The organism is Mesorhizobium sp. WSM4906, assembly GCF_029674625.1.
GTDB lineage: Bacteria > Pseudomonadota > Alphaproteobacteria > Rhizobiales > Rhizobiaceae > Mesorhizobium.
The window spans coordinates 2541052-2561875 of sequence record NZ_CP121355.1 but is presented as its reverse complement, the minus strand read 5'-3'; the positions used below and the strand labels follow the sequence as shown (position 1 = coordinate 2561875).

General features: G+C 65.3%; 18 protein-coding genes. 5 read left to right on the top strand and 13 right to left on the bottom strand.

Translation table 11 applies throughout. The annotated features are described in order from the left end of the window. Positions 1-119: 119 nt before the first annotated feature. Positions 120-1505, bottom strand: a complete 1386-nt coding sequence (locus tag QAZ22_RS12175) for a PLP-dependent aminotransferase family protein (protein ID WP_278206992.1) — start codon at positions 1503-1505, stop codon at positions 120-122. A gap of 83 nt (positions 1506-1588) precedes the next feature. Here QAZ22_RS12175 and QAZ22_RS12170 point away from each other — a divergent pair, with 83 nt between their 5' ends. From QAZ22_RS12170 to QAZ22_RS12155, 4 genes are all read left to right on the top strand, one after another. Continuing rightward, a complete protein-coding gene (locus QAZ22_RS12170; protein WP_278206990.1) occupies positions 1589-2080 on the top strand; it encodes an Lrp/AsnC family transcriptional regulator in 492 nt (163 codons plus the stop codon). Positions 2081-2320: 240 nt separating this feature from the next. Then, positions 2321-3814: an NAD-dependent succinate-semialdehyde dehydrogenase gene (locus QAZ22_RS12165; RefSeq protein ID WP_278206989.1), complete on the top strand. Its 1494-nt coding sequence runs from the start codon at positions 2321-2323 to the stop codon at positions 3812-3814. Positions 3815-3850: 36 nt separating this feature from the next. After that, positions 3851-5230, top strand: a complete 1380-nt coding sequence (locus QAZ22_RS12160) for an aspartate aminotransferase family protein (protein ID WP_278206988.1) — start codon at positions 3851-3853, stop codon at positions 5228-5230. 166 nt (positions 5231-5396) lie between these two features. Then, complete coding sequence (locus QAZ22_RS12155; RefSeq protein ID WP_278206986.1) at positions 5397-6497, top strand: alcohol dehydrogenase family protein; 1101 nt, start codon at positions 5397-5399, stop codon at positions 6495-6497. Positions 6498-6534: 37 nt separating this feature from the next. On the opposite strand, the gene QAZ22_RS12150 is transcribed toward QAZ22_RS12155, so the two are convergent. From QAZ22_RS12150 to QAZ22_RS12140, 3 genes are all read right to left on the bottom strand, one after another. Then, on the bottom strand, positions 6535-7296 hold the full coding sequence (locus QAZ22_RS12150) for an SDR family NAD(P)-dependent oxidoreductase (protein WP_278206985.1): 762 nt from the start codon (positions 7294-7296) through the stop codon (positions 6535-6537). 36 nt (positions 7297-7332) lie between these two features. Beyond that, positions 7333-8103 carry an SDR family oxidoreductase gene (locus QAZ22_RS12145; protein WP_278206983.1) on the bottom strand — a complete coding sequence of 257 codons (771 nt, stop codon included), beginning with the start codon at positions 8101-8103 and terminating at the stop codon, positions 7333-7335. Positions 8104-8214: 111 nt separating this feature from the next. Further along, positions 8215-9039 carry a GNAT family N-acetyltransferase gene (locus QAZ22_RS12140; RefSeq protein WP_278206982.1) on the bottom strand — a complete coding sequence of 275 codons (825 nt, stop codon included), beginning with the start codon at positions 9037-9039 and terminating at the stop codon, positions 8215-8217. 292 nt (positions 9040-9331) lie between these two features. Here QAZ22_RS12140 and QAZ22_RS12135 point away from each other — a divergent pair, with 292 nt between their 5' ends. Beyond that, on the top strand, positions 9332-10198 hold the full coding sequence (locus QAZ22_RS12135; RefSeq protein WP_278206981.1) for a hypothetical protein: 867 nt from the start codon (positions 9332-9334) through the stop codon (positions 10196-10198). A gap of 44 nt (positions 10199-10242) precedes the next feature. Here the strand turns inward: QAZ22_RS12135 and QAZ22_RS12130 are convergent, their stop codons facing one another. The 9 genes from QAZ22_RS12130 to QAZ22_RS12090 all read right to left on the bottom strand — a co-directional run bounded on the left by QAZ22_RS12130 (position 10243) and on the right by QAZ22_RS12090 (position 20820). Continuing rightward, positions 10243-11757, bottom strand: a complete 1515-nt coding sequence (locus tag QAZ22_RS12130) for an aldehyde dehydrogenase family protein (protein ID WP_278206980.1) — start codon at positions 11755-11757, stop codon at positions 10243-10245. Positions 11758-11941: 184 nt separating this feature from the next. Then, positions 11942-13216, bottom strand: coding sequence for an RNA polymerase sigma factor (locus tag QAZ22_RS12125; protein ID WP_278206979.1), 1275 nt, complete (start codon positions 13214-13216; stop codon positions 11942-11944). Beyond that, positions 13213-13587, bottom strand: coding sequence for a YciI family protein (locus tag QAZ22_RS12120; protein WP_059184386.1), 375 nt, complete (start codon positions 13585-13587; stop codon positions 13213-13215). The genes QAZ22_RS12125 and QAZ22_RS12120 overlap by 4 nt, the downstream gene beginning before the upstream one ends. Positions 13588-13699: 112 nt before the next feature. Next, on the bottom strand, positions 13700-14791 hold the full coding sequence (locus QAZ22_RS12115) for a DNA topoisomerase IB (protein ID WP_278206978.1): 1092 nt from the start codon (positions 14789-14791) through the stop codon (positions 13700-13702). Positions 14792-14877: 86 nt separating this feature from the next. Next, positions 14878-15621, bottom strand: coding sequence for a hypothetical protein (locus QAZ22_RS12110; protein WP_278206977.1), 744 nt, complete (start codon positions 15619-15621; stop codon positions 14878-14880). Further along, positions 15618-16490, bottom strand: a complete 873-nt coding sequence (locus tag QAZ22_RS12105; RefSeq protein ID WP_278206976.1) for a glycosyltransferase family A protein — start codon at positions 16488-16490, stop codon at positions 15618-15620. Before QAZ22_RS12105 ends, QAZ22_RS12110 begins: the two co-directional genes overlap by 4 nt. After that, positions 16490-17425, bottom strand: coding sequence for a glycosyltransferase family 2 protein (locus QAZ22_RS12100; protein ID WP_278206975.1), 936 nt, complete (start codon positions 17423-17425; stop codon positions 16490-16492). The genes QAZ22_RS12105 and QAZ22_RS12100 overlap by 1 nt, the downstream gene beginning before the upstream one ends. 101 nt (positions 17426-17526) lie before the next feature. Continuing rightward, positions 17527-18402 carry a transglutaminase family protein gene (locus QAZ22_RS12095; RefSeq protein WP_278206974.1) on the bottom strand — a complete coding sequence of 292 codons (876 nt, stop codon included), beginning with the start codon at positions 18400-18402 and terminating at the stop codon, positions 17527-17529. Between the two features lie 6 nt (positions 18403-18408). Next, positions 18409-20820 carry a circularly permuted type 2 ATP-grasp protein gene (locus QAZ22_RS12090; protein ID WP_278206973.1) on the bottom strand — a complete coding sequence of 804 codons (2412 nt, stop codon included), beginning with the start codon at positions 20818-20820 and terminating at the stop codon, positions 18409-18411. Between the last annotated feature and the right edge of the window lie 4 nt (positions 20821-20824).

The window sequence follows — 20824 nt, the reverse complement described above, 5'->3', positions numbered from 1 at the left end:
GAGCAGCCTGTGCCCTTAACGATGCGAAACGCGCCAAATCATGTCAATTAGGAAAATAATATCATGACAATATTTCGGGCACGGCACAATTTCAGGGCAATCTGCGCTTCTGTTGTGCATCAAATGGCGAGCAGGAGATGCTCCGGATCGCCAAGCAGGAGCTTGGCGACAACGCTCAAGCCGGCGCGCAGTTCCCCTTCGGTGGTCGATCCGAGCGAGATACGAACGGCCGGATGCCAGAGCGTGTCGGCGATGCGGAAGGAAGTGCCCGGCGCGATCGCCACGCCGCGCAGGCGCGCCTGCGCGACGAAGCTCTCCTCGGCGCGGTCGCCCGGCAATTCAAGCCAGAGATGCAGCCCGTCGCGATGGACGCGGTAGTCGATCCCCGTGAGCACCTCGGCGGCGATCTCCTGCCGGCGTCTCAGCGCGCCGCGCTGCCAGTTGACCAGCTCTATCGCCGTGCCGTCGTTCACCCAGCGCGTCGCGATCTCCGCCACCATCGGTGTCGCCATCCAGTTCGAGACGAGATGGCGGTTGGCGACGGCCGCGACGTAGCGGTCCGGCACCGCGAGATAGCCAATGCGCAGGCCCGGCACGACGATCTTGGTGAAGGAGGTGACGTAGAGGGTTCGCTCTGGAGCGAAGGCGGCGACGGCTGGCGGCCGACCTTCGACGAGAGGCCCAAGCACGTCGTTCTCGATGATGGCGATGTCGTGCTTGCGCGCGACCGCCGCGATCTGCTCGCGTCGAGTGGCGTCCATCAAGGTGGCCGTCGGGTTGATCACCGAGGGCTGGACGAAGACGGCACGGATGTCCGAGAGCCGGCAGGCCTCGTCCAACGCTTCCGGGATCAGGCCGTTGCCGTCGATCGGCAGACCCTCGAGATTGAAGCCGAGATAGCGGGCCAGCGGCACCAGCGTGTGATGGCCGATCGCCTCGGTGGCGACAGTCGAGCCGGGTGGCGCGACGCTCATCAACGCCACTGTCATGCCGGCCGTTGCGCCATTGGTGAGGCAGATATTCTGCGGTGAGGCTTCCAGGCCGCAGAGCTTCAGCCACTCGACCGCCACCGCGCGGTGGCGCGGGAACACCATGTTCGGCCGGAACGACAACGCGGCGCTCGACGGCAGGTTTTCGGCCAGCCAGGAGAGCGCCTGCTTCAGCTTCTCCAGATGCATCGGCTCGCAAACCGGCTTCAGGATGGAGAGATCGATGACCTCGCCCAGCCGCTCAGGGAGGTAGGGAGGCTCCGGCTCGCGGCGCTGCGTCTGCACGAAGCTGCCGCGTCCGACCTCGCCGGAGATCAGGCCGCGGCGGATCAGTTCCTCATAGGCGCGGCTGACGGTCTGCACCGAAAGTTTCAAGTCGTCCGCAAGGCGGCGGTGCGTCGGCAGCCGCGCGCCGTTGGCGAGCCGCCCGTCATGGATCGCGCGGGCGAATTGGTCGGCCAGCGAGAGATAGGCCGGTCGTCGAATCAGCGCTGGATCTGGCTGCCATAATGTCATGACTTATTAGAGATCGAAATCAGTGCAATTGACAATCGAAATAATGCATCGTCATGCTGTCCCGAGCAAAAAACGGAGCCGGCATGGCGGCAGCGAAACTCGACCCGATCGACCTCAAGATCCTGGACGCCATCCAGCGCGACGGGCGCATCACCAAGCTGGCGCTGGCCGAGAAGGTCGGCCTGTCGCCGACCCCTTGCTGGATGCGGCTGCGCAAGCTGGAGAAGGCCGGCATCGTTTCCGGCTACCACGCCGCGATCGCCATGCGCGTGATCGCGCCGGTGGCGACCGTGCTGATGGAAGTGACATTGGCCAGCCACCGCCAGGCCGATTTCGACCGCTTCGAGCGGGTCATCCGCGACATCCCGGAGATCGTCGCCTGCTGGTCGGTCGGCGGCGGCGTCGATTATGTGCTGAAGGTGATCGCGCGCGACATCGATGCCTATCAGCGGCTGGTGGATAGCCTGCTGGAACGCGAGATCGGCATCGACCGTTACTTCACCTACATCGTCACCAAGACGGTGAAGGAAGACGCCGTGTTGCCCGTGGCCGATCTGCTGCCGGGGCAAGCGTGAAGCATGGCTCCCGAAAGTGCGAACCGGTTTCGGGACAAAGACATGCGGAAGATCGAAACCTAAAGCGCGCGAAGCGAATCTGAAACATCACGGCGCGCTTCAGCGCAGAGAGATCGTCTCCCCGGGCAATCCAATAGAGACAATCTCTCTACGGACGGACGCCGAAACAGTCTCCTTTTTTGCCCGGCACGTCCGATGCTTCGCCCAATCGAGGGAACATCCCAAGTGAGGGAGCTATCAATGTCCGCGCATTTTGCACGCCCGCACCGCCACGAAGCACTCGACCGTCTTGCCGATCGCCGGCTATTGCGCGATCTCGGCTATGTCGGCGGTCACTGGACGGCCGGCCATTCGGCCGCCAGCTTCGAAGTCACCGACCCGGCCACCGGCGCCACAGTGGCCTTCGTCGCCGCGCTCGATGCCGGGCAGACGACAGAGGCAATCGATGCGGCAGCGCGCGCCCTGCCCGCCTGGCGGTCGGCCATGCCGCAGGAGCGCTCCAGAATTTTGCGAAAATGGTTCGATCTGATCATCGCTGCCAAGGACGATCTGGCGCTGCTGATGACGCTGGAACAAGGCAAGCCGCTCAAGGAATCGCTCGGCGAGATCGACTACGCAGCCTCCTTCGTCGAATGGTATGCCGAGGAGGCAAAACGCCTCAACGCCGAGAGCGTCACCAGTCATCTGCCCAATGCCGAGATGACCGTGCGCCGCGAGCCGCTCGGCGTCGTCGGCGTCGTGACCCCGTGGAATTTTCCATCCGCCATGCTCACTCGCAAGGCCGCCGCGGCGCTCGCCGCCGGCTGCACCGTGGTGGCGCATCCGTCGTCGGAAACGCCGCTTTCGGCCCTGGCGCTGGCCGAGCTTGGCGAGCGCGCCGGACTGCCGGCCGGCGTCTTCAACGTCGTCACCGGTGATGCACGAACGATCGTCGGAACGATGTGCGCCGATGCCCGCGTGCGCGCCATGAGCTTCACCGGATCGACCGAAGTCGGCCGGTTGATTGCCGCGCAGAGCGCGCCGACGATGAAGCGGCTGGTCATGGAGCTCGGCGGCCATGCGCCGCTGATCGTCTTCGACGATGCCGATATCGAGAAGGCGGTGGCGATCGCGCTCGACGCCAAATTCGCCACCTCCGGCCAGGATTGCCTTGCCGCCAACCGCATCTACGTGCAGCGCCAGATCTACGACCGGTTCTGCGCCGCCTTCGCCCGCCGCATCGAGCGGCTGCGCACCGGCAACGGGCTCTCCGGCGACGCCGACATCGGACCGCTGATGCATGAGCGCGCCGTCAAGAAGGTGGAGGAGCAGGTGGCCGACGCTCTCGCCCGCGGCGCGCGCTGCCTCACCGGCGGCAAGCGCCACGCGGCCGGACCGCTGTTCTACCAGCCGACGCTGCTCGTCGACGTGCCGGACGTGGCGCTGATCATGCATGAGGAAACCTTCGGTCCGGTCGCCGCCGTAACGCCGTTCGATGACGAAGCGGAAGTCATCGCCCGCGCCAACGCCACCGAATATGGCCTCGTCGCCTATGTCGTGACCGAGAACGGCGCGCGGCAGGCACGCCTGGGCCGCGCGCTGGACTACGGCATGGTCGCGATCAACCGGGTCAAGATCACCGGCGCGCCGATCCCGTTCGGCGGCGTCAAGCAATCCGGCATTGGCCGCGAAGGCTCACGCCATGGCCTCGAAGCCTTCACCGATCTGAAATACGTTTGTCTGGACGTCGCCTAGCGCACGCCGGAAGAATTTCCTGCAAGGAGAAAAAAGATGCTCGAACAGTCCAACGAACTTTCGGCCTGGGATCGCGACCACTTCTTCCATCCCTCGACGCATATGGGCACGCATGCGCGGGGTGAGTCGCCGGCCCGCATCATGGCAGGCGGCGAAGGCGTCACCGTCTGGGACAACACCGGCAAGAAGAGCATCGACGCCTTCGCCGGCCTCTATTGCGTCAACGTCGGCTATGGCCGCCAGAAGATCGCCGATGCGATTGCTGAACAGGCTAGGAACCTCGCCTATTACCACGCCTATGTCGGCCACGGCACCGAGGCCTCGATCCGGCTGTCCAAGATGATCATCGACCGCGCGCCGAAGGGCATGTCGAGGGTCTATTTCGGCCTCTCCGGCTCCGACGCCAACGAGACCAACATCAAGCTGATCTGGTACTACAACAACGTTCTCGGACGGTCGGAGAAGAAGAAGATCATCTCGCGCTGGCGCGGCTATCACGGCTCCGGCGTCATGACCGGGTCGCTGACCGGGCTGGAGCTGTTCCACAACGCCTTCGACCTGCCGCGCGCGCCGATCATGCACACCGAGGCGCCCTATTATTTCCGCCGCGCCGACCGCTCCATGAGCGAGGAGCAGTTCTCGCAATATTGCGCCGACAAGCTCGAGGAAATGATCCTTGCCGAACGCCCGGACACCGTTGCGGCCTTCATCGGCGAGCCGATCCTTGGCACCGGCGGCATCGTGCCGCCGCCGGCCGGCTATTGGCAAAAGATCCAGGCCGTGCTGAACAAATACGACGTGCTCTTGATTGCCGACGAGGTGGTGACCGGCTTCGGTCGTCTCGGCACCATGTTTGGCTCCGATCATTACGGCATCAAGCCGGACCTGATCACCATCGCCAAGGGCCTGACCTCGGCATATGCGCCGCTTTCCGGCGTCATCGTCTCCGACAAGGTCTGGCAGGTGCTGGTCAAGGGTTCCGACAAGCTGGGCTCGCTCGGCCATGGCTGGACCTATTCGGCGCACCCGATCTGCGTTGCCGCGGGCGTCGCCAATCTCGAACTGATCGACGAGATGGACCTGGTGAAGAACGCCGGCGAGACCGGCGCTTACTTTCGCGCTGAGCTCGCCAAGGCCGTCGGCGGCCACAAAAATGTCGGCGAGGTCCGTGGCGACGGCCTGCTGGCAGCGGTCGAGTTCGTGAAGGATCGCGACGATCGCGTCTTCTTCGACCCGGCGCTTAAAGTTGGACCGCAGATCGCCACGGCGCTGGCAGCCAGTGGCGTCATCGGCCGCGCGATGCCGCAGGGCGACATCCTCGGTTTCGCGCCGCCGCTCTGCCTGACGCGCGAGGAGGCAGACACCATCGTCGCCAAGACCGCCGACGCGGTGAACGGCGTGTTCTCAGCTCTCTGATCTTTGACCGTTGGCGCTGCCCCTCATCCGCCTGCCGGCACCTTCTCCCCGTGAAAAACGGGGAGAAGGGACAAGTTCCAGCCCCGGCGCCCCCTCTCCCCGTCATTCACGGGGAGAGGGTAAGGGTGAGGGGCAGCGCAAACCTGCACAATTGGAAGTAACATCTATGAAGTCCCATCCCACCGTTCCCGCAACCATGGCCGCCGTGCAGCTCACCGGCCATGGCGGCATGGAAAAGCTCGTCTACCGCACCGATGTGAAGGTGCCCTCGCCCGCCGCCGGCGAGGTGCTGGTCAAGGTCAGCGCCTGCGGCATGAACAACACCGATGTATGGGTGCGCCAGGGCGCCTATGGCACTGAGGAGGATGCCGGGGCGGTGTCGACCTGGCGCCGGCAAGGCAACACGCTGACCTTTCCGCGCATCCAGGGCACCGACACGGTAGGCGCCATCGTTGCCGTCGGCGACGGAGTGCCTGCCAGCCGTATCGGCGAGCGCGTGATGGTGGACTTCTCCATCTACAACCGCGACGACGATTCGCTTGCCGATATCGATTATATGGGCCATGGCCGCGACGGCGGATACGCCGAATACCAGGCGCTTCCGGCCGAGAACGCGCATGTCGTCGACACCGACCTCAGCGATGTCGAGCTCGCCACCTTCTGCTGCGCCTATCTCACCGGCGAGCAGATGCTGGAACGCGCCGCGCTGAAGGCCGGCGAGCGGGTGCTGGTCACCGGCGCCTCGGGCGGCGTCGGTTCGGGCATCGTGCAGCTGGCGCGGGCGCGCGGCGCCATTCCCTATGCGCTTGTTGGCAAGGGCAAGGAGCAAGCGGTGCTCGACATCGGCGCCGAGAAGGTGATCACGCGCGGTGTGGCCGACCTGCCGGCCGCCGTCAACGAGGCGACGGGCGGCAAGCCCATCGACGTGGTCGCCGACCTTGTCGGCGGAGCCATCTTCAACGACCTCTTACGCATCCTGCGGCCCGAGGGCCGCTACACCACGGCCGGCGCCATCGCGGGTCCAGTCGTGCAGCTCGACCTCCGCACCATGTATCTGAAGCAGCTGCAGCTGCATGGCTCGAGCCAAGGGACACGCGCGGACTTCCGCCGCATCGTGCGCTACATCGAGGAGAAGAAGATCAAGCCGCTGGTCGGCGGTATCTACAAGCTGTCGGATTTCCACCGTGCCCAGACCGACTTCATGGCCAAGGACTTCGTCGGCAAGCTGGTGGTGGTGCCGGACGCGATGGCGGACAGGAACAAATAACGGTCGATGGCGGCGGCTGACGGGTTGACCTTCGCGGTCAGCCCTTGCGCTCCTGCAGGATGTTGCCGCCATCCACGACGAGAACGGCGCCGTTGATATAGCTGGCGCCATCGGATGCCAGGAACAGGACGGCGGCGGCGACTTCCTGCGGAGTGCCGGCGCGTCCAAGCGGCGTGTTTTGCGCGGCGACGAGTTCTTCCGGCGTCGAGGCGCCAGTCGCGATCCAGCCCGGCGCCACGGCATTCACCGTGACGCCGCTGCGGCCGACCTCGAGTGCAAGCGCATGCGTCAGCCCGACCATGCCGGCCTTGGCGGCGGAGTAGGCGGCCTCTCCTTCGTTAGAGACGTAGGGTCCGGTGACCGAAGCCATATTCACCACGCGTCCATGGCCGCGCCGAACCATGCCGGCCAGAAATCCGCGCGTAGCAAGAAATGTTGTCTTCAGGCTGACATCGATGCCGCGGTCCCAGTCGCTCTCGCTGAGATCGAGAAAGCGGCGCTGCAGAGCCGGCTGGGCGACCGTCCCCATCCCGGCATTGTTGACGAGGATATCGACCTCGCCGACCTCCGAGCATAGCCGCTCGACATCCGCCGCGCGCGTCAGGTCGGCCACCACGGCGCGGACGTCGAGCCTGTCGGCTCGCAGCTCTTCGGCGCGCTGCTCGACACGCTGCGACGAGGCGGTAATGGCGACGGCGAGCCCGGCTTCGCCGAACGCACGCGCGACCGCGACGCCGATGCCGTCGGCCGCGCCCGCGCCGGTCACCAGCGCCCTGCGGGATTTGCGAAACGCGGTCATGGATCCTCCAGGCGATGAAGCCGACGCCGCCGCAATTCAGTATCCCGCACTGATGCCGAAATCGATCGAGAGCGCGGCCCCGGTGATCGGGGCCGCGCCGGGCTGGCAAAGATAGTGGATGAAGGAAGCGATCTCTTCCACGGTGATGAACCGTGCTCTTTCCACCTGCGGATAGTGCCCCAGGAGCCTTCGCTTGTAGCCGTCGGGGTCATCTCCGCCATAGGTCCTCGCCTGATACTCGATCATCGGCGTCGCCGTGTCGCCGGGACAGACGGCGTTGACCCTGATGCCATGTGGGGCAAGCTCCAGGGCGAGCGCCTTGGTCAAAAGCACCAGCCCGCCCTTCGAGGCGCAATAGACCGCCGCGCCGTTGTTGCCGACGATGCCCGCGTCGGAGGCGATATTGATGATCACGCCTTGCGTCGCCGACAGATGCGGAATGGCGGCCGAGATCAGGAAGAACGCACCTTTCAGATTGACGTCCAGCACAACGTCCCATTGTTCTTCACGGACCTCGCCTGCCGCTCCCTCCAGCCAGACGCCTGCGGCGTTGACGAGAATGTCCAGGCCGCCGCCCCACTCGCGTGCCTTGTCCACCACTTCCCTGCAAGCGGCGACGGAGCGGATGTCGAGCGACAAGCCGATCGCGTTTGCACCGGTGGCGGCGATCTTCGCCACGGCCTCGTCGAGTTTTGCACCTGGAAGGTCGGCGAGCGCGATCCGCTCGCCGTCAGCCGCAAGGCGAAGACCGGTCGCCAGGCCCATCCCCCCGGCGCCGCCTGCGATCAGGACCGTCCTGCCAGCCATTCGGAAATCTCCACCAAACACCGTCCCCGTCCATGCGAACCATGTCCCGCAGACATGTCGCATGCGCCACGCCGGACAAACAATGATCACAGGAGACGACGCGGCCCACGATCACCCCAGTTCCAGCGTCGTGATGCCGAAAACCTTCGACGGGGCATTTCCGGGCTTGCCGCCCTTGTACATGCGGGTCGTCGTGAAGCCCGCAACCATGCCGGCGGCCTGAAGCATGGCGGTGAAGCCGACCTGGGTGGCCGGCACGTCGATATGCAGCGCTTCGCCTCCCGCCTCGCCCGCCAGTCCTGCCGCCAACGCCAAGGCTATGTCCATATCGTCGGCGAACAGCGGCCCGACCTTGAATCCCTCCCGGCACCGGCGCGCCACGCCATACCCGGCTGTGCCGGCCGGGCCCGCGGACATGAGCGCGAGACGGGGCGGCTGCAGCCATTCGCGCAGGAAGGCCTCGCGCGGCGCCGGAAAGCACTGGCGGTCGTAGGCAAATATCTCCGCCATGCTGGCGACCGGTCGCAAGTCGCTGCCGCCGGCCAGGCCGAGAGCTCCGCTGTAGCGGACGGTTTCATAGGCGGGCACGAAGCCCTTGCGCTGGTAGTTGGCCTGCTGCTCGGCCACGCCGTCGAGGCCGATGATGCGATTGCCGAGCCGGGTCGTGCCGGCATCCCAGACCGCCTTGCCGTGGCCCTCGCCACGCCGGTCGGGCCGGCAGATGTAAAGGCCGATGAAGCCGAAACCCGCGCCGTAGGCGACGGCCGAAATGCCGGCCGCCATCTCGCCGCCGACAAAGGCGCCGATGAACCCTTCCGGATCGGCCGCGCGCAACGCGGCGGCATCGCCGATGCCCGGATTCCAACCCTCCCCGGCCGCCCAGTCGACGAGCGTTTCCACGTCGTTGGCGGTCAGCGTCCTTATCGTTCTCGGCATCGTTTCACTCGGCGGCGGCCTGAGGCGATGGTTTCAAGCCGCCACGATAGGGCGTCGCCGGCAACGTTGCAAAGGCCACGCTTCGGCGACGGGTCGCCCGCGCTGCGAAAGGCACGTGCGCAAGGTTGCGGTCCAGACTATTGTCGAGACGGATTTTCCAAACCAGTGCAACGGGTTAACTAGGGACGCGCCGGAACATCTACCGTTGTTCCAATAGGCAAACTGGACACTACCGGCGAAGGCTATAAATCTTCATTGTCGTTGCTTGGAATCGAACGGAGTGCCGCAGGAAATGCCGCTGAGCGCCGAAGAAATCGCCAGTCATCCTGAAGCACTTCGCAGTGTGCAGGAACAGTCGCGCGCGCTCATCCATGTCTACGAAACCAGCCCGCGCCTTGCCGCCGTCTTTGCCACCCAGCAGCGCTGGCTGCTCGGCCATGTCGGGCTCGCTCTGCATTTCAGGCGCGACCCCAATGACCGCCGCACCGACATGACGGTGGCGCGTTTCATCGAGGTCGTGCGCCGGAACTCGGTCGCCAGCCGCAACACCGCCGAGGCGTTCGTCAAGGAAATGCTGCACTACAACATCGCCGAACATGTTTCGCCGAGCGGTGATGGCCGCGCCCACCCCTTGCGGGTGACCGAGGCCACCATCGAGACCTTCACCAACTGGATTTATGCCCATTTGAGGACGCTCGATCGCATCGATGGTGGAAACCGGCTGGCGACCTTCCTCGAGCGACCCGACATGCTGGCAAAGCTGCAGCCGTTGATCTGCGACGGCTTGCTGACATCCATTCCGGTGCGGGAACCTGAACGAACCTTCTCCCTGTTTATTTGGCTGAACAACGGCGGTATCGTCATGGACTGGCTGATGTCGGGCATCGATCCGGAGGACGCCAACCTCGACAAGATTCCGACCAGCGTCATTTCGATCAGCGAGTTCGCGCATTGGCTGAAGCTGTCGCGCACCCATCTGGCGCGAAAGCTGCATGACGCCGAAGCGCTCGGCAGCATCGGCTGGGTCGGCCAGCGCGGCCATTCCGTAATGTGGGTCTCGCGGCAGTTCTTCGACGAGTACATGGCCGTTCAGGCAGCCAAGCTCGCCATTATCGACGCGGCCTTCGCTGCCTGCTTTTCCGCCGCGGGCGAAGGCTGAGCGCAGCAGCGCTTGCATCTCAGCCTCAGCCAGCGATGGTACCCTCAGTCGATATCGAACGACACGCCCTGCGCCAGCGGCAGTGCCTTGGAGAAGTTCACCGTGTTGGTGGCGCGCCGCATATAGGCCTTCCAGGCGTCCGAGCCGCTCTCGCGACCGCCGCCGGTTTCCTTCTCGCCGCCAAACGCGCCGCCGATCTCGGCGCCCGAGGTGCCGATATTGACGTTGGCGATGCCGCAGTCCGAACCGTCGACGCCGAGGAAGCGTTCCGATTCCTGCAGGTCACGCGTGAAGATCGACGACGACAGGCCGGCGCCCACCGCATTGTGCGCCTCGAGCGCCTCGTCGAAATCGGAATATTTCATCACATAGAGGATCGGCGCGAAGGTCTCTTCCGTCACCGGCGAGACTTGGGCAGGCATCTCGACCAGCGCAGGATGGACGTAGTAGGCGTCCGGGTGCCCGTTCTCGAACCGCGCGCCGCCGGTCACCTTGCCGCCATGCGCCTGCGCCTCCTTGAGCGCCTTCTGCATGTTGTCGAAGGCGGTCTTGTCGATCAGCGGACCGACCAGCGCCGACGTCTCCAGCGGATTGCCGACCGAGACGCTCTGATAGGCCTTCTTCAGGCGCGGCAGCAGCGCGTCGTAGACGCTCTCATGCACGAACAGGCGCCTGAGCGTCGTGCAGCGCTGCCCGGCCGTGCCCATGGCGCCGAACGCAATGGCGCGCAGCGCCATGTCGAGATCGGCGGTCGGGCAGACGATGCCGGCATTGTTGCCGCCGAGTTCCAGCACCGCGCGCGCAAAGCGCTTGGCGAGCCGCGGACCGACCTCGCGGCCCATGCGGGTCGAGCCGGTAGCCGAAACCAGCGGCACCTTCGGATGGTCGACCAGCACCTCGCCGACGGCACGGTCGCCGATCAGCACCTGGAGCAGGCCCTCCGGCGCATCGGCGCCGAAACGCTTGGCGGCACGCGTGAAGATCGCCTCGCAGGCAAGCGCCGTCAGCGGCGTCTTTTCCGACGGCTTCCACACCACCGCGTCGCCGCAGACGAGCGCAAGCGCCGCGTTCCACGACCACACCGCGACCGGGAAATTGAAGGCCGAAATCACGCCGACGACGCCGAGCGGATGCCAGGTCTCCATCATGCGGTGTCCGGGACGCTCGGTGGCGATGGTCAGACCGTAGAGCTGGCGGGAAAGGCCGACGGCGAAATCGCAAATGTCGATCATCTCCTGCACTTCGCCGAGGCCCTCGGACGGGATCTTGCCGACCTCGATCGATACCAGCCGGCCAAGCTCCGCCTTGTGCGCGCGCAATTCTTCGCCGAGCAGGCGCACCAGCTCGCCGCGCTTCGGTCCCGGCACCAGCCGCCAGGCCTGGAAGGCCTTGTGCGCGGCATCGACGGCCCTGCCCGCATCGGCCGCCGAAATCGATTTCAACGCCGCGATCTGCTCGCCCGTAACCGGGCTGCGCACGATGAGGTCGCCGCCGGCAAGCGCGTCCTTGGCGACACCCAGTTTCTCCAGAAGTGAGGCCGTTTCCTTCGCTATCGTCATTTTTATCCCTTTCAGATCCCACCTTGGATATGGCGAGCGTCGAAGCCTTGCGCCACGTCTGGGCGCGCCATGGGCACGTCCGGGCGCCTTTGATGCGTGGCATTACTCGTTTCAGGGAAAAACCGCCACCCCGGCATGGTCCAAGCCCGGCGCGCAAAATTGGGCCAGGCGGTGAATCGGCGGATCAGTGCGCTTTTTTGGCGGAGGTCCGCTGGCCGCTTTCCTTGATCAGCCGGTCGATATGCATGCGGATATGAGCGGCCTCGGCGGCTGTGTTGGCTAGCGCGATGGCGCGGTCGAAGGCGACGCGCGCCTCCTCGTCCCGGCCAAGCTGCATCAACAGGCCACCCCTCAGGCCGAAGAAGTGGAAATAGCCGGATAGCCGGTCTTCCAGCGGCTCGATCATGGCGAGCGCGGCCTCCGGCCCGCGCACCTTGCTTACCGCAACGGCGCGGTTGAGCGTCACCACCGGCGACGGCTGCATCTGCTCGAGCAGGCCGTAAAGCAGGTCGATCTCTGTCCAGTCCGTTTCCTCGGGCGTTGCCGCACGCGCATGCAGCGCCGCGATCGCCGCCTGCACCTGGTAGGGACCGGGCTTGCGGTGGCGGAGCGCCTTGTCGACCAGGGCCAGGCCCTCGTCGATCATCTTGCGGCTCCAGAGCGACCGGTCCTGGTCCTCGAGCAGCACGATCTCGCCATTCTCGTCGAAACGCGCCGGCGCGCGCGCATGCTGCAGCAAAAGCAGCGCGGTCAGCCCCATGATCTCCGGTTCCTGCTGAAACAGCCTGAGCAGCAGCCGGGCGAGCCGGATCGCTTCCTCGCAAAGCGGCGCGCGGGCCGGCGCCTCGCCGCCATTGGTCGAATAGCCCTCGTTGAAGATGAGATAGACCATGGCCGCAACCGCCGCGAGGCGCTCGGAGCGCTCGACCGCGCCGGGCGTCTCGAACGGCACGCCGGCGTCCGCAATGCGCGCCTTGGCGCGGGTGATACGCTGCTCCATGGCGCTCTCTCCGACGAGAAAGGCGCGCGCGATCTGCTTGACGGTCAGGCCGGAGACGATGCGCAGCGCGACCGCGATCTGCTGCGTCGCCGGCAGGTCGGGATGGCAGCAGATGAACAGGAGCCGCAGGATATCGTCGCGATAATGCGCGCCGTCCAGCCGCTCGGCCATATCGCCTTCGGCATCCTCGAGATCGGAAATCTGGTCCTCTTCCGGCATCGGCGCCTGCTTGGCGCGCTTGCGCACGGCGTCGATGCCGCTGTTGCGGCCAACGAAGATCAGCCAGGCCGCCGGATCGCGCGGCGGACCGTTCTTCGGCCAATTCTTCAATGCCCTCAGGCAAGCATCCTGGAAAGCTTCTTCCGCGGCATCGAGGTCGCGGAAATAGCGCAGCAGCGCGCCCATCGCCTGCGGACGGGCGGTGCTGATCGCATTGCTGATCCAGGCCAGGTCGGTCATGCGGGAACCTTGGTCGGATTGAAGACGGAGATCGGCCTGATCTCGTAGGAGCCGCCGCTCGGATTGACCTCGGAGAGCTCGCGGGCGAACTCGACAGCCTCATCCAAGTCTTGGCATTCGAGCGTGTAGAAGCCGAGGAACTGCTCCTTGGTCTCGGCGAAAGGCCCATCGAGCACCATCGATTCGCCCTTGACCTTGCGGAGAGTCGTCGCTGCGGTGGTCGGCAAGAGACGCGCCACCGGTCCCAGCCGGCCTGCCTTGGCGTATTTGTCCTGTACGTTGAGGAGCTTTGCCATCACCTCGTCGTCTTGTTCCTTGCTCCAGGAGCAGACGACGTCTTCGGAGGCGTAGCAGAGGATGGCATAGAGCATGGTCTGGTCCTTTCCGTATCAAAGGACGCGACAGTAGGACCCTTCCCGACACAACGTCGATAAAAATATTTGTAGGGCGATCACGGGCTTACCCTCGGCCGCCTACCGTTCGTCAGGCTCCGCGCGCCTCGAGCCATCTGAGCACCAGCGTCTCCTCCTCGTCGAGGCCCGGTATGAGACGCTTTCGCTTGTTGGCCTCGGTCATTTCGCTGAGCAGCGTGCCTTGCGCCCACGCCTCGAAGACGAGCGGGTGGATGTAGCACCGGCGGCAGACGGCTCGCGTGTTGCCGAGCCGTTCAGCAACCTTGTCGACGATGCCGTTCATCACCCGCTTTCGCTGGGTCATGCTTTCTGGGAGCTCCGCTTGCGCAAACAGCGCTACCGCATGAATGGTGCCACCCCAGGTGCGGAAATGCTTGGAGCTGAACTCCGGGCCGGACGCCTCGCGGAGGTAGCGGTTGACGTCCTCCGACCGCAACGGCCGCCGATCGCCGTCTTCGTCGAGATATTGGAACAATTTCTGGCCGGGCAGGTCCTGCGCGCCGCGCACGATCTTTGCTATGCGGCGATCGACCAGCTTCAGCTTCCATTCCTTGCCGGATTTGCCCTTGAAGGCGAAGCGCAGGCTGGAGCCGGTGATTTCGACATGGCGGTCGCGCAGAGTGGTTAGGCCGAAACTCTTGTTGTCGCGGGCATAGGCGGCATTGCCGATGCGGATCATGGTGTTGTCGAGCAGCCAAACGATCGCAGCGACTACACGTTCCAGCGGCAGCCCGTGCCGCCGCAGGTCGGCATCGATCCGGCGCCGGAGGTTAGGCAGCGCCTCGGCAAAAGCGACAAGACTGGAAAATTTGACGCCGTCCCGTTCCTCCGTCCATTGCGGGTGATAGCGGTACTGCTTGCGTCGGCGTTGATCCCGGCCGGTCGCCTGGATATGGCCGTTCGGATCGGGCGAGATCCACACATCGGTCCACGCCGGCGGGATGACGATCGCCTTGATGCGGTCAAGCGTCGGTGCGGTCACCGGTTTCCCGTTCGGGTCGACGTAACGAAATCCCTTACCTTTTCTCAATCGGCGAATGCCGGGATCGGCATCGCTGACATAGCTGAGCGACGCGCGCTCGGCCGAATTTTGCGCACCGTTCTCGCGGGCTTCGTCCGCGCTAGCCGAACGGCCGGGGGACGGGTGTGATCGCTGCAGCATGATGGCTCCACGGAACGTGTCCGTGGATAAGCCGCACAGCGGGCTGCTGGTTCCGTGCTTGTTTGTTGCTTCCTTGGGGACAGCCCTCAGCCCTGCCTGTTGGCCGACACATCCGCCATCCAGAGCCCGCCGTTGTCGGCATGGGCGGGAAAATAATTTCGCCCGGCCGGTATCGTCTCGAGAACCGCTCCGGTTTCGTCCGCCAGATAGTCGTAGCCGATCTCTTGCAACCGGCGATCGGGATCGAGACGGTTGTAGAGATCCCGACGCGCCGCGCGCCGTTTCGGCTCGATCATCTTCAAATGATAGAGGTTGAGACCGCTGTCCCTGAGCTTGAGACCGAGGTCCTCGGGGAACCAGGCGCCATGGAGATCCTTCGACCGGTACCGATCCGGATGGTAGGCGCCGAAAAGCCTGTGCTGCATCTTCCGGCCCCAGGTTCCGTCGATCCTGTAGCTTGTCGGCGTGTACATCTCCCGGCAGTGAAAACCCCAGACGATGCGTCTGGATCCGCCGGTCAGTTGGCCGATACGGCCGGCGACGGCATTTTCCATCCTTTCGGCGGGGTCCATTGCCAGAACCCAATCGGCGCCCGCCTCATGGGCTGCGGCGATAAGCGCGCGCCGTCTTCGCGGTTCGCTGCTGAAAATCTCATCCGTTGCCCTGTCGTCATAGGCGATCCAGCCATCGACGATAGGGTCGAGATTGGCAAGGAGGTCGGGCACCAGATGCGCGTCGTACCGATAGCTGAAGACGGCGATGATCCTTTGCCGCGACCAAAGCCATCGGCCGCGTCGCCGGCGCGGCTGCTTCATCTCGACGGTGATCATTGGCGTCGGCCCGCCTTGTCGCCATATTTGGCGCCGGCGACGGCTCCGAGCGATTTGGCGAACAACGCCAGCCACACGATCGGCAGCGACATCATCGCGAAAGTCCTCTCCGTTCCGGACAGCCCCGCTCTCGCCAGCTTGGCGACGTTGCGTCGGTCGCGGAACACCTTGCGAAAGGGGCGCTGCGGTCTTTCGGCATCGACGGACCCGAGATAGGCGCCGTAGCGGCGTCCACGCCGATACTGGTCGGCCAGCATGTCGAGCAGGCGCGTCTCGTTGCGATGGATGGTGAGGATACGCGGTTCCCAGACCGGCCGCATCGCCTCAGGCAACCTGGCCATGAATTCGGTGTCTTCTCCCGACGCCAGTCGCTCATCGAACAATCCGTATTGATCGAACAGTCTACGGTCGAAGGAAACGCCGTAGCGCTGGGCCTTTTCGTCGGGGAGGCCAGGCAGGCGTCGCATGTAGGTAACGAGATGCGCCGCGCAAGCGACCAGGTTGCGCGGGTGGCTGTTGACGACGGCGCTCGCGACAGTCGCTGCGCCTTCCCGATGATGCCGCAGCCGGACTTCGGCCCATCGCGGGCAGGCCAGGCAATCATCCGCGAGAAAGGCGACGAAAGGAGCCTTCGTAGCCGCTATGCCGCTATTTCTCGCTGCGCCGGCGAACAGCCTCTGCTCGAATTCGATGACAGGCACAGCGAGCCCGGCGTCGGCCAGAAGCGCCTGGGCATTCCCCCCGCCGGAATTCACGACCACGACCTCGATCGGAATGTTCTGGGCAAGCAGAGACCTCACCGCCGCCACCAGCTCAGCTGGCGCCCGAAAACCGATGACCACAACTGCGAGCTCGGGCCCATCGGCCATCACGCACTTTGCAGCTGGATTTGATGGTCGGAGAAACGACGCCACGCCGCGATTTTCAGCCGATAGCGCATGCAGCGCCAGATATCGACGGAGACCTTGGGAGCGGCGTTGGCAATCGCCAGGAATTTTGCCGCCGTTTCGAGATCGCCCCGTGCGTAGTGGACACGGGCGATCTTGAGCGCGACAAGACCCTCCCGCGCCTTCAGCGATGATTTGGGGATGCCGCATTCGAGGAGTTCGCGCAGCGCCAGGCGCCATTCGAGGAAGCGTCGCTCAGGCTCGATGGTGAAGCGGTCGTCCGAGCGCCCCGACGATACGAAATAGACCATGATGGGCTGGGTCACGACCTCGAGCGATGCCTTGCTCATCACCCGCGCCCAGAACAAAGTGTCCTCATCATAGGCAAGCCCGGTCGGAAAGCGCGTATCGCCGACCGCGCGCCGCGAGACCAGCGCGCTGCCGACGGCGATCGACCGCACCCTGCCCGCCAGATAGGCGGATGCGTTGGCGAGCCCCGCGGCCGTATAGCCGCACGGCATTTTGAACTGCCGGTTCTGACCGTCGGTTCGTCGGCGGTAGGCGCCGACCACCATATCCGCACCTGGCTTTGTCCTGGTCTTGGACAGCAGCGCCCGCAATCCACCATCGAGATGCAAATCGTCCGCGTCGATCATGTAGATCCAGGGAAAGCGTGCCGCGGCCAGCGCAAGGTTGCGGGAGCCGCCCGCGTCCCGACAGCTCGACTGGATGATGCGGAGCGGCAAGGCCAGCCGCGAGGCTGCATCCGCGGCCACCGCCGCCGTGTTGTCCGTCGAGGAATCGTCGACCAGTATCACTTCGCCGATGACCTCGGCCTCCGGACGCAACGTCGCCAGCGTGTCGGCGACGGTCGCCGACGCGTTATGTGCTGGAATGATGACACTGACCGCAGTCAACAATTGAACTCCACGCCAGTGCCCGACCGGCGACACCCGGTCGGCAAGATAGCGGCCGGATCGTGATTTGAGAAGCAGCCCGCGCGACCGACGGCATGCCTTCAGGCAGCGACCGGGATGACGTCGACCGCTTGCTCGCCGACTTGGCCGCCGGTGGTTTTCAGGACGCCGACGATCGGCGCGACATCGGAATAGTCGCGGCCGTAACCGACGGTGATATGGTCGTTGCTCGCCCGCATGCCGTTGGTCGGATCGAATTCCTGCCAGCCGGCATCGCGGCCGCACCAGGCCTTCACCCAGGCATGCATGGCGTCGGCGCCTTCGAGCCTCGGCTTGCCCTTGGGCGGAATGGTGCGCAGGAAGCCGCTGACATAACCGGCGGGGATGCCAAGCCCACGCAGGCCGGCGATCATGATATGGGAAAAATCCTGGCAGACCCCGCGTTTCAGCGCGAAGGCGTCGCTGGCCCGCGTCTGCACGGTCGTCGCCTTGCCGTCATAGGTGAAATCACGGTGGATGCGATTGCAGAGATCGACGGCCGTGGCGACCGCCGAACCGGCAAGGCTCTCCCGCGCATAGGCGGTGATCGCCGTATCGATGCCGACATGATCGCTGGCGGCAAGGAAATGATGCGGCGCGTTGGGCGACAGCGAACGCACCGCGTCGAGTTCCGCCCTCAAGCCATGGATGTCGGGCGAGACATCGAGGCCGGGTTCCGGCCGCGAGACCGACACCCTTGCGCTCATCCTGACGTCGAGCTCCTCATGCGCGTCGCGAAAGGCAATCGCGGTGACGCTGTTGCCGAAGAAATCGGAAAAATCCGCCCGTTCGGCCGGATTGGGCTGAAAGGACAACGAGGCGGCGATCACTCGCTGCACGCCGGCGATCGTCTGCGGCAGCACGCGCACCTGATGCCGGCCGCCACCGGCTGCGGCCGCGTAGTCGTAATGCAGATGGAGTCTGATGTCATAAAGCATTGCCGCCTACCCGAAATAGGCCTTGGCGAGACTGCTGTAGAGATCGCCGATCTGGTTGGCGAGTTCGTCGAGCACCTTCGCGGTCATGTCCTGGGGCTCCATCACGGCGATCGCCGTGTTGAGCTGCAGGATCTCTTTCGCTGCGGCCGACATGTGCCCCTCGCCGCCGACCGAAGGCAGCATGCCGATTTCGGCCTTCAACCGCTCAAGCTGGAACAGGATGGAGCGCGGGTTGAGCGGATCGAGCGCCAGAAGGTCGATCACCGTTCGCCGCCCGGCCTGCACCGGATATTGCCGGCGGTGGGTCATGACGCTGTCGCCGATCTCCAGCATCATGTCGAGCGAGCCTTCCGGCGCACCGTTTCTGGTCAGCCGCGCCAGCGTGCGGGCGATCTGGATGCCGCGCTCCAGCCGCCGGCCGATCTCCAGGAAGCGCCAGCCGGTGAAGCGGTACATGTTCTCGTGCAGCAGTCCCGAGAACCCGGCAAGCTTGCGCAGCATCACCGTCATCGCCCGCGTCGCGTCGTCGCCGGGCGCCACCCTGTCGGCAAATTTGTGGATCGTCTTCGACAGGTCCTTCAGCGCCAGCCAGCCGTCCGGCGAGAAGCGGTCGCGGATCTGGCCGGCGCTGTAGAAGGCGCTGTCCAAGGTGCTGATCAACCCAAGCGGGATCGCCGTTTCGACCTCGATGCCGAATGGTTCGAGATAGTCCCTGATGTCGGCGAGCAGCGGCATCTCGGGGTCGGACGTTTCGGCAAGTCGCACGTGATAGGCGCGAAGCACGCGCACCGTGTCTTCGGAGCGCTCTATGTAGCGGCCGAGCCAGGTCAGGTTCTCCGCCGCACGGCTTGGCAGGCTGCCGGGCATGGTGCGGGTGAAGCCGTCAGTCTCCTGCGGCAACAGCGTCTCGCGCTCGACCGGCCTGTCGCTGACCACCCAGACATCCGCCGCCTGGCCGCCGCGCTGCATGGCGATCGCCGTCGGGTCGAGCGAGAAGCCGACGCGGGCAAAACCGCCGGGCATCACCGTCCAGCCGTCCGGCGTCCGCGCCAGATAGACGCGCAGGCTGGCGGGCCGTGGCTCCAGCCGGCCGCCGACGAAGACCGGCGTCGTCGAAAGCGTCACGGCTTCCTGGCCGACAAAGGCGTCGCCGTCGGCTTCGATCCGCGCGATCAGCTCCGTCCGCTCCCCGGCCGACAGCGCCGAGCCCAGCCGCGTTGCGCCGTCGTCCTCGAAGGCGAGCCGCGTCGACAGCGCAGGACCGATCACCATGCGGTCGACATTGGCCAGCACGTGGTCGCGTTCGGTCTGCTGCCCGCACCACCAGGTGGCGATGCTCGGCAGCTTGAGCTCCTCGCCATGCAATTCCCGCGCAATTCGCGGCAGGAAGGAAAGCAGCGCCCGCGTTTCCATCAGGCCTGAACCCAGCGCGTTGACGGCCGAGACGGTACCGCGCCGAACCGCCTCGACCAGCCCGGGCGTGCCGATCTGCGAGTCCGGCTTGAGCTCGAGCGGATCGGCGAAGGCCGCATCGAGCCGCCGCCACAGCACGCCGACCGGCATCAGGCCCGAAACGGTACGCACCACCAGCCGGCCGCCGGACACCGTCAGGTCCTCGCCTTCGAGCAGCATGATGCCGAGATAGCGCGCGATATAGGCGTGCTCGTAATATGTTTCGTTGAGCGGTCCCGGCGTCAGGATGGCGACGCGACCGCCGGATTCCTTCGCCATGCCGTTCAGCGCGTCGCGGAAGCGGCGGAAGAAGCCGGCGAGCCTGTGCACATGCAGCTCGCCATAGATGTCCGACAGCGCGCGCGTGGTCGCGACACGGTTCTCCAGCGCGAATCCCGCGCCTGACGGCGCCTGGGTGCGATCGCCCAGCACCCACCAGCGGCCATCCGGTCCGCGGCCGAGCTCGAAGGCGACCATATGCAGGAAATGACCGCTGGCCGGCCGGATTCCGACGACAGGGCGCAGATATTCCGGGCTCGCCGCGATCAGCCCGGCCGGCAGGATGCCGGTCTCGATCAGCCGGTTCGGCCCGTAGATATCGGCCAGGATCGCTTCGAACAGGTCGGCGCGCTGGACGAGGCCGGCGCTGATCTCGGCCCATTCCTTTTCATCGATCAGCAGCGGGACATGCGCCAGCGGCCATTCGCGCTCGTTGGCGCCTGCCTTGTCGTAGACGCGGTAGTAGACCCCGGCATCGCGCAGATACTGGTCGGCGCGGGTAAAACGCTGCCCGAGCGTTTCAGCCCCCAGACCGTCCAGCGCCTCGATGAAGGACCGCCAGGCCGGGCGCGGATTGCCAGCCGCGTCGACCATCTCGTCGACGACGCCGTCGATCGGCCGATAGTGCTCCAGCAGGTTCTGCGCCCGCGGCCTTCCGCCCGCCCGTTTCTGATTCCCCTTGGCCATGGTC